The organism is Bacillus atrophaeus (assembly GCF_001584335.1).
Classification (GTDB): domain Bacteria; phylum Bacillota; class Bacilli; order Bacillales; family Bacillaceae; genus Bacillus; species Bacillus atrophaeus.
Genome location: NZ_LSBB01000020.1, coordinates 859,063 through 872,878 on the forward strand (window position 1 = coordinate 859,063; position 13,816 = coordinate 872,878).

Genomic DNA, 13,816 nt, shown 5'->3' on the forward strand with positions numbered 1-13,816 from the left:
GTGAAAACCATAACGAAGCAAATCACCTTATCGCTGAAAAATCCGTTTATTCGTCACCATGTGGTATACGGACAAGAAGTGCTTCCAGGATTGGCTTATATTGATATGATCTATCAAATATTCAGAGAACGGGATTATTCCTTTACCGACCTTCAATTGCGTAATTTATCTATCTATCAGCCGTTAGCTGCAGGACAGGATACAGTGATTATGCTCAATCTCGAATGTAAGGAGAAAAAGGAAGGGCTTTGGCAGATAACGATAAAAGGTTATGAAAAGCGTAACGGCAAAACGAACTCAGAAGAGAAACTCTATATCAAAGCAGAAATGCACATCGGTGCTATGCCGGCTTTTGAAGAGACACTTGATCTTATTAACATCAAAGAATGTGCCAAAGTCATTGTTCCGCTGCATGATGTTTATGAACAATGCAGACGCCAGGAATTGGTGCACAGCGGATATATGAAGGCGGAAGGTCAAATTTACGAAGGAGAAGACGGCGTTCTCATTGATTTGTCTCTTGGCTCACAAGCCATGCTTCATGCCGAGGGGTTCATGTTCCACCCCACTCTCATTGACGGGAGCGGGGTAGGCTCAAACCACATGCTGTCGTCTTTACTGAAAGGGGAACAGAGGCTGTACTTGCCTCTGTTCTATGAATCTTTTTCCGCTTCAGAACTTTTGCAAACGCAATGCATGACGAGAATTAAGCGCTCTTCGATCCGTCGGGAAAAAGAACTCATTTATTTAACGATGGAATTTTTCAACGCTTCCGGAGAAAAAGTGGCTGAATTAAAAAACTTTACAAGTAAACTTGTGCGCGAAGCCGAGCTTATCAATGGGGAACGCAAGACTATGCAGCCGAATCAAGAAACAAAGGCAGATATACCTGCTGAATCTGTTACTGCCGGAATGGAAGAAGTGTCTGCGTCAGTCGATCATGCGGGACCATACGGCGAAGCGGAACAATTTGTCAGCCGGTTAATAGGAGACAAAATAAATATACCGATAGAACAGATCGAAAAGCAGGTCGGTTATTATCAAATGGGTCTGAGTTCCTCCGGTTTGCTGGATGTGGTAGAAACCATTAGTGACAAAATCGGCGAGAGTCTTTCTCCGACGCTGCTGTTTGAATATACGACTATCGCGGAACTATCTGCGTTTCTTGCCAAGGAGCACGCCGAACATTTTGCTGCCTCCCATTCCTCTCATCAGATTGATCGTAAAGCTAGCGTAACTGGTCAAGGGGCTTCCGAGAAAAGGGAGGAAAATGTCAGTTCTGCCTCCTCTCACGCTCCTGCACTCATGCCGGCTGTGGAAGGAGACATTGCGATTATCGGCATGGCGGGCCGGTATCCGAAGGCAAACAATATTCATGAATTTTGGAACAATTTGAAAGAGGGGAAAGATTGTATCAGTGAAATCCCTGAATCGCGTTGGGATTGGCGCCGCTTTGAAGGCTTAACATCTCCTTCAGGAAAGAAAATCTCTAAATGGGGAGGTTTTATAGAAGATCCGGATTGTTTCGATCCCCAATTTTTCCGAATAACACCAAGGGAAGCAGAAACAATGGATCCTCAGGAGCGTCTGTTTTTGGAAACTTGCTGGGAAACAATTGAGGATGCGGGCTATACGCCGAAGACACTGGCAAAACCCCGAGGCCGGAATAACAGACAGCATGTAGGTGTTTTTGCGGGTGTCATGCATAAGGATTATACGTTAGTCGGAGCTGAGGCTGCATCAAAAGAAAATGTGTTTCCTCTCTCTTTGAACTATGCGCAAATCGCCAACAGGGTTTCGTATTTTTGCAATTTTCACGGCCCGAGTATGGCGGTCGATACGGTATGTTCTTCCTCTCTGACTGCCGTACATCTGGCGCTGGAAAGCATCCGCCACGGCGAGTGCGAAGTCGCATTGGCAGGAGGAGTTAACTTATCACTGCATCCGAATAAATATATGACATACGGGGTTTGGGATATGTTTTCCAGCGATGGCTATTGCCGCACTTTCGGTAAAGACGGGGATGGCTATGTGCCGGCTGAAGGAATCGGTGCGGTATTATTAAAACCTTTACGCCAGGCGGTGGAAGACGGAGACCGAATTTATGCTGTGATTAAAGGAAGTGCTGTTAACCACGTGGGAACAGTAAGCGGGATTTCTGTGCCGAGTCCTGTTTCGCAGGCTGATCTCATTGAGACATGCCTGGACAAAACAGGGATTGACCCGCGGACCGTCAGTTATGTGGAAGCACACGGAACCGGCACGTCCCTAGGAGACCCGATTGAGGTACAGGGACTGGTGAAAGCCTTCCGGCAATATACACAAGATCAGCAGTTTTGTTCAATCGGTTCAGTGAAATCGAATATCGGGCATGCGGAATCTGCCGCAGGTATCAGCGGATTGAGCAAGGTTGCCCTGCAGCTTCATCATCAGACGCTTGTGCCTTCTCTACATTCAGAGGAACTGAATCCGTATGTAGATTTCAGGAAATCGCCATTTTATGTGCAGCATGAAACAGAAACATGGAAACAGCCTGTTATCAAGGAGAATGGCGAGGAAATCAGCTGCCCGCGCCGGGCGGGGATCAGCTCGTTTGGAGCAACAGGCTCAAATGCGCATATTATCTTGGAAGAATATATTCCTGAAATAGCGGAGCAGCACATTTCTTCGCCTGAGGACAAGCCTGTGATCATTCCGCTGTCTGCCCGCAATAAGGAACGGCTTCATGACTATGCGGAACGGCTGTTGGACTTCCTTCATGATGGCATTCACATTTCAGATTTGGCCTATACACTGCAGGTGGGCCGCGAACCGATGGAAGAACGGGTTGCTTTTGTAGCAAGCGGCATTCCGGAGTTGATCGGACAATTGGAAGCCTTCTGTCAAGGGAAAGAATCGATCCGCAATTGTTGGAACGGCCGCGTGAACAGAGGGAACGGCGATCATTCGGACTCTCCCGCAATGGTACATAAATGGTTGGAAGAAGGCAGTTTCGAGATCATCGCCAAACGGTGGGCTGATGGAGTTACTGTTGATTGGAAGCTCTTGTACGGAGAAAACAAACCAAAACGCATCAGCTTACCGACATATCCTTTCGAAAAAGTTCGCTATTGGGTGCCGGAAGCAGAAATCGGAACTGATATGGCGGCAACGAATTCGATAGAAGATCATGTCATTCACCCTCTGCTTCATCAAAACGTATCCGATATGTCGGGCGTGCGTTTTCGGTCGGAGTTTACGGGAAGTGAATTTTTCCTTAAAGATCATGTCATTAAAGGCCAGCGTATTTTGCCCGGAGCCGCTTTTTTAGAAATGGTTCGGGCGGCAGTGGAACAAGCGGTCAGGGAGCAATCGCAAGCCAGCATCCGGCTTCAAAATATTGTCTGGATACGCCCTTTTGCTGTAACCGATCTGCAATCGGACATACACATTCGCCTATATCCGGAAGACAATGGAGAAATCGCGTATGAACTGTATAAGGAGCCTGACAGTTTAGAAAAGGAGCCTATCATTTACGGACAAGGAAGCGCAGTGCTTTATCAGGCTGATGAACCTCCTGTATTGGACATTCAACAGTTGAAAAACAATTGCAGCCAGCGTATTCTTTCACCCGATGAATGCTACGAAGCTTATAAAAATATGGGGATTGAGTACGGTGCCGGCCACAGAGCGATTGACAAGATCTATGCAGGGGAAAACGAAGTTCTCGCTAAGCTGTCCATGCCATCTGCCGTTTCCTTTACACAAGACCGTTATATTCTGCATCCAAGCATGCTGGATTCTGCATTCCAGGCATCTATAGGCTTGAAGCTTGGGAACAGAGATTCAAGCCCGACAGAAAGCAAAGCAATGCTGCCTTTCGCATTACAGGATATTCAAATATTCAGAGGCTGCGCGTCCGCGATGTGGGTGCACGTTAGATACAGCCAGGGAAGTACGGCGCAGGACCGTGTCCAGAAGCTTGACATTGATTTGTGTAATGAAGAGGGACTGGTATGCGTGAGAATGAAAGGCTATTCTTCCAGAGTTTTAGAAAACGAAACAGATGGGGCAGACGCCGCGCCGGCAATCGGAACGCTCTTGTTCGAGCATGTCTGGGAAGAAAAAGCCATTTCAGAAAAGGATAGATCAATTGAATATAAAGAACATAAAGTGATTGTTTGTGATATAGAAGAAAAACTAACCGAAAGAATTCAAGCACAACTTGACTGTGTGATACTGCATTCTAATCGTCAAGCGATACATGAACGGTTTGAAACATATGCCGTACAGGCATTTGAAGAAATACAACAGACACTAAACGCAAAATCCGGCGGAAAGATGTTAATCCAGATCGCTGTCCCTGCACAGAGCAACCCGCAGCTTCTCAGCGGCCTGACAGGACTGCTTAAAACGGCACAGCTGGAGAATCCAAAACTGACAGGCCAACTGATTGAAATCGATTCCGGTATGAATGCAGACGATATGGCCGGAACAATAAAAGAAAACAGGCTATGCCCGAGTGACAAACACATCCGTTATTGGAACGAAAAACGTTATGTCGGCGAATGGAGAGAAACAGACGCAGAACAACTGGGCGTAAAAGTGCCGTGGAGAGATCAAGGGGTTTATCTTATCACAGGCGGAGCTGGCGGTCTTGGTTTGATATTTGCCAACGAAATTGCACATCAAACAAAAGAGGCTGTATTGATTCTTACAGGACGATCTCCGCTAGATGACAGGAAGATGTCCCAGCTCCAGGAATTACAACATTCAGGAGCGCGCATGGTATATAAGCAAGCCGATATTACAGAAAAAGAAGCTGTTCATGCTTTAACCGAAGAGATTCAAAAGGAGTATGGCAGTCTGAACGGGATCATTCATAGCGCAGGCATCATCAGAGACAATTTCATCATTAAGAAAAAGAAAGAAGAAATCCAAGAAGTGCTGGCTCCAAAGGTAACCGGTCTGGTCAACCTTGACGAGGCAACGAAAGATATACCGCTCGACTTCTTCATTCTGTTTTCTTCAGGAGCCGGAACAGTGGGAAGCGCAGGACAGGCGGATTATGCAATGGCGAATGCATTTATGAATACATTCAGCGAATACCGGAATAGCCAAGCGGCGTTACACAATCGTTATGGAAAAACACTCTCCATAAGCTGGCCGTTGTGGAAAGACGGGGGCATGCATGTTGATGCTGAAACTGAACGGATGCTGACACGGGATACCGGCATGATAGCCATGGAAACAGAAAGCGGCATTCAGGCATTATATCGCGGATGGGCTTCAGGAAAAGCGCAACTGATGGTGGCACAAGGCGTAGTGAAGAAAATCCATTCGTTTTTACAGCAAACGGCAAACAATTCTGCTCAAAATACAAGCGGCAGCAGCGGGAAGCCGTATGCAGAGAACGAAAATTCCGTGCTGAAAGTCCAAGAGGAGTTGCTGAGAGAAAAAGGGGAGAATTATTTCAAAAAAGTGCTTTCTGCTGTTATTAAACTCCCGGTAAACCGTATAGATGCCGCGGCTCCTATGGAAGATTACGGAATAGATTCTATTATGATCATGCACTTGACGGGTCAGTTAGAAAAGGTATTCGGTTCATTGTCCAAAACATTGTTCTTTGAATATCAGAACATTACATCCTTAACAGAATATTTTATTGAATCACACAAGGAAACGATGTTAGACATTTTGGGAATTGAAACAGAAGAAGCGCCTCCTTCTGAAAAGGTTGACATCTCAGATTCAGAGGCCAAGCATGTAAAACCGGTCACTTATGGCCGAAAGAAACCCGGGTTTGCTCCTTTGCGAATGAAAGTGCAAGAGCAGCCAAGTAAAAATGACAGTGAAGATATTGCGATTATCGGTATTTCCGGACGCTATCCTCAAGCGGACAACATCCACGAATTTTGGAAAAACTTGAAGGAGGGCCATGACTGCATTACTGAGGTTCCGGAAGACCGCTGGGATCACAGCCTTTATTATGATGAAGATAAGGACAAAGCGGGAAAAACCTACAGCAAATGGGGAGGCTTCATCAATGATGTAGATAAGTTTGATCCGCAATTTTTCCACATCTCTCCTCGGGAAGCAAAAATGATGGACCCGCAGGAACGTTTATTTTTACAGTGTGTTTATGAAACGATGGAAGATGCGGGATATACAAGAGAGCATCTTGGCCGTGAAAAAGATGCTGAACTGGGCGGGAACGTCGGAGTTTACGTTGGGGCCATGTACGAAGAATACCAATTATACGGAGCGCAAGAACAGGTGCGGGGCAGACCGCTGGCTCTGACCGGAAACCCATCCTCCATAGCGAACCGGGTATCCTATTTCTTTAATTTCCATGGACCGAGCATCGCGTTGGATACAATGTGCTCTTCTTCATTAACTGCGATACATCTGGCTTGCCAAAGTTTACAGCGCGGAGAATGTGAGGCGGCATTTGCGGGCGGGGTCAATGTTTCGATCCATCCAAATAAATATTTGATGCTGGGTCAGAACAAATTTATGTCAAGCAAAGGCCGATGTGAAAGCTTTGGACAGGGAGGCGACGGCTATGTGCCGGGTGAAGGCGTCGGAGCCGCGCTTCTAAAGCCATTGTCTAAAGCTGTTAAAGATGGTGACCACATTTATGGAATCATTAAGGGAACAGCCATTAATCACGGAGGAAAAACAAACGGATACTCAGTCCCTAATCCGAATGCTCAGGCAGCTGTAATTAAAAAGGCGCTTACGGAAGCGAAAGTTGATCCGCGGGCAATCAGCTATATCGAAGCGCACGGCACTGGGACATCCCTCGGAGATCCGATTGAAATAACCGGACTGGCAAAAGTGTTTAGAGAACAAACAAAAGACAAACAGTTTTGCGCCATCGGATCAGCCAAATCCAATATCGGCCATTGTGAGAGTGCGGCAGGTATCGCCGGGCTGACAAAGGTATTGCTGCAAATGAAGCACAGGCAGCTGGCACCTTCACTGCACTCAAAAGTACTGAATCCGAATATTGATTTTCTCAATTCTCCATTCAAAGTGCAGCAAGAGCTTGAAGAATGGGAGCAGCCGGTCATTCAAGTGAATGGACAACAAATTGAATATCCAAGAATCGCAGGCATCTCTTCGTTTGGCGCTGGAGGAGTAAATGCTCATGTGCTGATAGAAGAGTATATTCCGAAATCTGAGCCGACGATGTCAGCTCCGTCTGCGAATCAACAGCCGGCCATCATCGTACTGTCAGCAAAGAATGAAGAGAGGCTTCAAAAGCGTGCTGAAAGTCTGCTGGGTGCCATTCGTGACAAAAGGTATTCTGAAAAGGATCTGATCCGTATGGCATACACGCTTCAAGTCGGGCGTGAAGCGATGGACGAGCGTTTGGCGCTTGTGGCTGAAAATATGCAAGGACTCGAAGAAAAGCTGAATGAATTTATTGCCGGGAAGGAAAATACCGAACATCTATACCGCGGACAAGTCAAACGAAACAAAGAAACCATGGCCGTGTTTGCGGCTGATGAAGACATGGCAAAGACAATCGAAGCTTGGATACGAAAAGGAAAATATACGAAGTTTTTAGACCTTTGGGTAAAAGGTTTGAACATCGATTGGAACATGCTCTATCAAGATGACAAACCGCAGCGCATCAGCTTGCCTAGTTATCCTTTTGCAAGAGACCGCTATTGGATAGAAGAAAATGAGCGGCAGACCGTCGAAAAAAATTCAGTCAGACCGGTTGAACCGATTAAACCAATTAAACCAGTTGAAACGGTCAAACCTGTCGTTACAGTACAGCCTGTCAGTCAAGAGCCATCGATTTCTCGCAGAGTCAGCAGCAAGCCTGCCAATATCTCTTTGCAGCCCTTGGCAGTTCAGGCGATAACACCAAGTAATGGAACTGAAGACTTGCAAAATGTCGCTTCGGAGCCGCATCGATCCCTTTCTGCCGAAGTGCTGTGTGATGAACTGACGGCAAGCTTAGCAGAAGTGTTATACATGGACCAGCATGAAGTCGATCCGGATGAAACATTCATTGATATCGGAATGGACTCTATTACAGGGCTTGAATGGATTAAAGCGATTAACAAGCAATATGGTACGTCACTCGTTGTTACAAAGGTGTATGATTATCCGACGATCCGTGATTTTGCAGCATTTTTAAAAAGTGAATTAAGTAAACAAGCTGAAGGTGAAAAAACGGCAGGAGTTTTCGCGGTGAAAGCGCCAGATACACATATGCCGATAAACCGGACAGAAACAGTGTCAGCTAAACCGGTCAATATTTCTTTACAGCCATTAAGCAATCAGCAGCCCGCTCATAATGAACCCATAGAAGACATTCAGTATGCAGCCGCGGAAATATCGGCGACAAGCCAGTATCCGGAAACAGTTGAAACGCTCCATGAAGAATTGAAGGAAAGTATAGCCGATGTTCTTTACATGGATCAGCACGAGGTGGATATCGACGACACATTCATTGATATCGGAATGGACTCTATTACGGGGCTTGAATGGGTAAAGGCGGTTAATAAGCAGTACAATACGTCATTGACCGTAACCAAAGTTTATGATTATCCGACGATTCGTGATTTTGCGGGATTTCTAAAAACTGAGCTGGTCAAACGAGGCAAAGGAAAAAAGGAAGTCAAGCCAAAGAATCTCAATTCGCCTTCAGAAGTGTCTGTAAAGCCTATAGCATCACTTGAGGCGAAGCCGGCAGACGTACCGATTCAGCCTGTTCAATTAAAGCCGGTAAAGGAACCCGAAAAGAAAACAGCCCGATTTGAACAAGATTACCCAGCGGATGCGATAGCCATTGTCGGGATGTCAGGAAGATACCCCGGCGCAAGTGACGTAAGCACATATTGGGATAACTTAGTCCATGCCAGAAATTCAATCAAGGACATTCCGAAATCTCGGTGGGATGTGAACCAATATTATGACCCGGCTCTGAATCAAAAAGGGAAAATATACTGTAAATCACTAGGAATGTTAGATGATATCGAGCATTTTGACCCGTTATTTTTTAATATACCGCCGTCAGAAGCTGAACTGATGGATCCGCAGCATCGAATATTTTTACAGGAAGGCTATAAAGCATTTGAGGATGCCGGATATAACGCCCAAACATTAAATGATAAAAAGTGCGGAGTCTATCTGGGTATCATGAGCAATGAATACGGGATGATGCTGAATCAGCATCAGGCCAGAGCAAGCGCCACGGGGAACAGTTTTGCTATAGCGGCAGCACGTATTCCGTATTATCTTAATTTAAAAGGCCCTGCCATTCCTATCGATACGGCTTGTTCTTCCTCATTAGTCGGGACCCATTTGGCCCGCCAAGCTCTATTAAATAAAGAAATTGATATGGCGTTGGTTGGCGGCGTGAGCTTATACCTCACTCCGGAATCATACATCAGCATGTGTGAAGCCGGGATGTTATCGCCGGATGGACAATGCAAAGCGTTTGATAATAGCGCAAATGGTTTCGTACCCGGCGAAGGTGCAGGAGCGTTAGTCCTAAAGCGACTCAAAGACGCAGAAGCAGCTAATGATCATATATATGGAGTCATTATCGGTTCAGGAATTAATCAGGACGGAAAAACGAATGGAATTACAGCGCCGAGTGCAAAAAGCCAAATGGACTTAGAACGTGACATATATGAAAAATATGATATACACCCTGAGAGCATCAGTTATGTAGAAATGCACGGCACGGGAACAAAACAAGGGGATCCGATTGAATTAGAAGCCCTATCGACCGTATTTAAAGAGAAAACAGACCGAAAGAAATATTGTGCGATCGGTTCAGTGAAAAGCAACATCGGTCATACATCGGCGGCGGCAGGGGTAGCTAGCGTCCAAAAAGTGTTAATGTGCATGAAACACGAAACACTGGTGCCTACTTTACATTTCACAACGCCTAATGAGCATTTTCAATTTGAAGATTCGCCTTTATATGTAAATACCGAGCTTAAGCACTGGGAAACGAGTAAAGGACAGCCGCGGCGAGCCTGTGTGAGTTCCTTTGGATACAGCGGGACGAACGCCCACCTTGTGATTGAAGAATATCAGCCTAAAAGGCACAATGACAGGCCATCAGACCAGGATAGCCAAAAGTTATTTGTGTTATCTGCGAAAAAGACAGAGCAATTAAAAGGTTATGCCCGATTGATGAAAGACTTTGCGGAATCCCATGAAGATATAAATCTGGCTGATATGGCATACACCCTTCAGGTTGGCCGGGAGCCGATGGATTATCGGATGGCGTTTTTGGCAGATTCAAGAGAATCGCTTGTCAAAACATTAGAGGATTATATCGCCGATGTTCAGCATGCTGGGATTTATTCTGCTCATGTGAAAACGAAAAAAAGTGACATTAAAGCTTTTGAAACAGATGGTGATGCCAAAACATTGCTGCAAACATGGATAGAGAAGAGAAAGATTAAAGAAATAGCAGATTTATGGGTGAAAGGGCTTCGTGTAGATTGGAACGAGCTTTATGAAGATCAAAAACCTTATCGAATCAGTCTCCCCGCTTATCCATTTGCAAAAGAGTATTATTGGCTGCCCAAAGAAACAGCTGCAGCAAGCAGCAGTTCTGCAAGTCCTGAAACTGGGGGACGGCATTGCTTTTTACAAAAACAATGGGAGCTTTGCCCGATTGCTGCGAAGGAAAAAGGTAACCGGACGGTGGCCATATTGGCCAGTCCGAAGACAATGACGTTGGCTGAAGAGCTTTCTAAGTATTTCTCAAAATATCATATTTTTGATATTGAAGGACACACCGATTTCTCAGATGCGGACTGGGAGAGTTTCGATGGCGCAGTGGATTTGGCCGGGTGTGAAATGAGCGATAACCAATCCATGAAATGGATCAGCCCGCTGCAAAAGCTGATTGAGCATGGACGTAAACACAAACAAGGTTTAACCGTCATGTGTGTGACAAAAGGGCTGGAATCGTTTCAAAATAGAAATGTCAATTTATCAGGCGCCTCTCGAAGCGGTTTATATCGTATGCTTCAAAGCGAATACAGTTATCTCAAATCGAGACACATGGATGCAGATGAAGCGGCAAAAGAGACAGAGTTGGCGAGGCTGATCGCAGATGAGTTTAGTGCTGACAGTACAGAGACCGAAGTTTGTTATCGGGACGGACAGCGCTATCGAGCATTTTTGGAAGAAAGATCTGCCCATGAGGATAGCGAGCATCAATCAATATCGTTTCCGACAGACAAGGTGCTGCTGATTACAGGCGGGACAAGAGGTCTCGGATTACTATGCGCTCGGCATTTTGTGCAAACATACGGAGTTAAACGATTAGTGCTTACTGGCCGTGAGCCGCTGCCACCTCGTGCACAGTGGGAATCATTCAGTCGGCAAAACACGCCGCTTGCAAAAAAAATTCAAGCGGTCCAAGAGTTGGAAGCTTTGGGCGCACACGTGCAAGTGCTGTCTCTTTCCCTGTCCGATCCGCATGCTGTGAAAGAGAGCCTTGAAGCAATCCAGCACACCATGGGGGGAATTGGCGGAGTCATTCATTGTGCCGGTATGGTGAATACGAAAAATCCGGCATTTATAAGAAAGTCCGCAGAAGACATTCAACAGGTGTTGGAGCCTAAAGTCGAAGGCCTTCAAACATTATTTGACATTCTCAAAGAAGAGCCGCTGCAATTTTTCGTTCTGTTTTCATCAGTATCAGGGATTATTCCGGTTCTTGCATCAGGCCAAGCTGATTATGCCATGGCGAATGCTTACATGGACTATTTTGCAGAGGCACATTCTGATGATTGTCCGATTGTCAGCATCCAGTGGCCCAACTGGAAGGAAACCGGTTTAGGTGAGGTTCGAAGCAAAGCTTTGGAACAGACCGGGCTGTTAAGCTTGAAAAATGAAGAAGGATTGCACCTTTTAGATCAGATTCTGTCTGAAAAACGACATGCCGTGATCCTGCCGGCAGTGACCGATCTAGATGTATGGCAGCCGCATCAGCTGATGCAGCAGTCGATTCAGCCAGATTCTGTGATAAGTATGCCGTTTCCAAGTTCTGAGGCAAGCGGCGATCAAGCCGTTCAAAACCTGCTGCATGAAACGACAGCCTGGCTTGTAAAGATCTTTTCTGATGAGTTAAAGATAGACCCCAAGGATCTTGAAACCGATGAACCATTTCAAGAGTATGGCGTGGATTCGATCATTTTGGCTCAGTTATTACAGCAGATCAATCAGAAGATAGAAGGGGACATTGATCCGTCCATTTTATTTGAATATTCAACGATAGAGTCTTTTGCAAAGTGGCTGGTGTCTGCTTATGAATCTTCCCTATCAAATGCAGTATGCCGCTCCACCTCAAAAGAGCATGAGTCTGCCATATCTCCGCCTTCACTGAATGCGGTATCTCTTGGCGAAGCGGAACCGGAAAAGAGCCGTGAGATGAAACCGGTGAATCATACAGAAGACATCGCGATTATCGGTCTTACTTGCCGGTTTCCCGGAGCTGACACTCTTGAGTCATATTGGGATTTAATAGCTGAAGGACGATCAGCCATCAGACCTGTTCCGCCTGAACGCTGGGGTTATTCCAGTCCGTATTATGCCGGCGTAATTGATGACCTGGAGCGATTTGATTCTGAATTCTTCCTTATGTCGGAAGACGATGTCAGGGCAATGGATCCTCAGGCTTTAGCTGTATTGGAAGAAAGCTTGAAATTGTGGCATCACGCCGGGTATACACAAAAGGAAATTAAAGGAATGCAGGCAGGTGTTTATATAGGCGGGCGCAGTCAGCACAAACCTGATCCATCCAGTCTTTCAAAAGCACGTAACCCGATTGTAGCCGGAGGGCAAAACTATTTAGCGGCTAATATTTCTCAATTTTTCGATTTGCGCGGTCCGAGTATCGTGATGGACACAGCTTGTTCCTCTGCTTTGGTCGGTTTAAATATGGCCATTCAAGCTTTACGGAGCGGTGATATTGACGCTGCAGTAGTCGGCGGTGTCAGTTTGCTTGATACAGATGCTGCGCATCACATGTTCCAAGAGCGGGGCCTTTTATGTGAAAAGCCGTCTTTCCATGTATTTGACAAGCGTGCAGACGGTGTGGTGTTGGGAGAAGGCGTAGGCATGGTGTTAGTCAAAACGGTGAGGCAAGCGCTCAAAGACGGAGATTCCATCTATGCTGTCATTAAAGCCGCTGCTGTTAATAATGACGGAAGGACCGCGGGACCCTCTACTCCGAATCTGCAGGCACAGAAGGACGTGATGCAGACGGCGCTCGAAAAAAGCGGCAAAAAACCTGAAGACATCAGCTATATCGAAGCGAACGGTTCTGGCTCGGTGGTGACGGATTTACTTGAGCTTAAGGCGGTCCAGTCCGTTTACCGTTCCAGCGGCAGAGCTCCTTTAGGATTAGGATCAGTTAAGCCTAATATCGGACACCCTTTATGTGCAGAAGGAATCGCCAGTCTCATAAAGGTCGCATTGATGCTGCAGCATCGCCGATTGGTCCCGTTTATGTCGGGCGACCAAAAAATGCCGCATTTTGATATAGAAGAAACTGATTTGTATTTTTGTAAAACACAAGTTGAATGGGCGGCGGCAGAAGTGCCGACTGCAGCGATTAATTGTTTTGCGGATGGAGGAACGAATGCCCATCTGATTGTAGAAGCTTGGCAGGAATCGGTTCAGCGTCCGATTCGAAGAAAACCTCTGCCGCTTCCGGCATTAAATCGGCAGCCTATTTTAAAACAGAAAGCCGCCGCATCAGCTCGTACCGTGCAAAAGCAAGAGCTTCCGGCCAAGGGTGCTCCTAAAGAAATGTTTTGGAAAACATTCAAATAAGAGA

1 protein-coding gene is annotated in these 13,816 nt (G+C 46.1%); it reads left to right on the plus strand.

What is annotated here, in order from left to right; translation table 11 throughout:
• Nucleotides 1-13,812: a type I polyketide synthase gene (locus tag AXI57_RS17910; protein WP_061670819.1), complete on the plus strand. Its 13,812-nt coding sequence runs from the start codon at nucleotides 1-3 to the stop codon at nucleotides 13,810-13,812.
• Nucleotides 13,813-13,816: the final 4 nt, after the last annotated feature.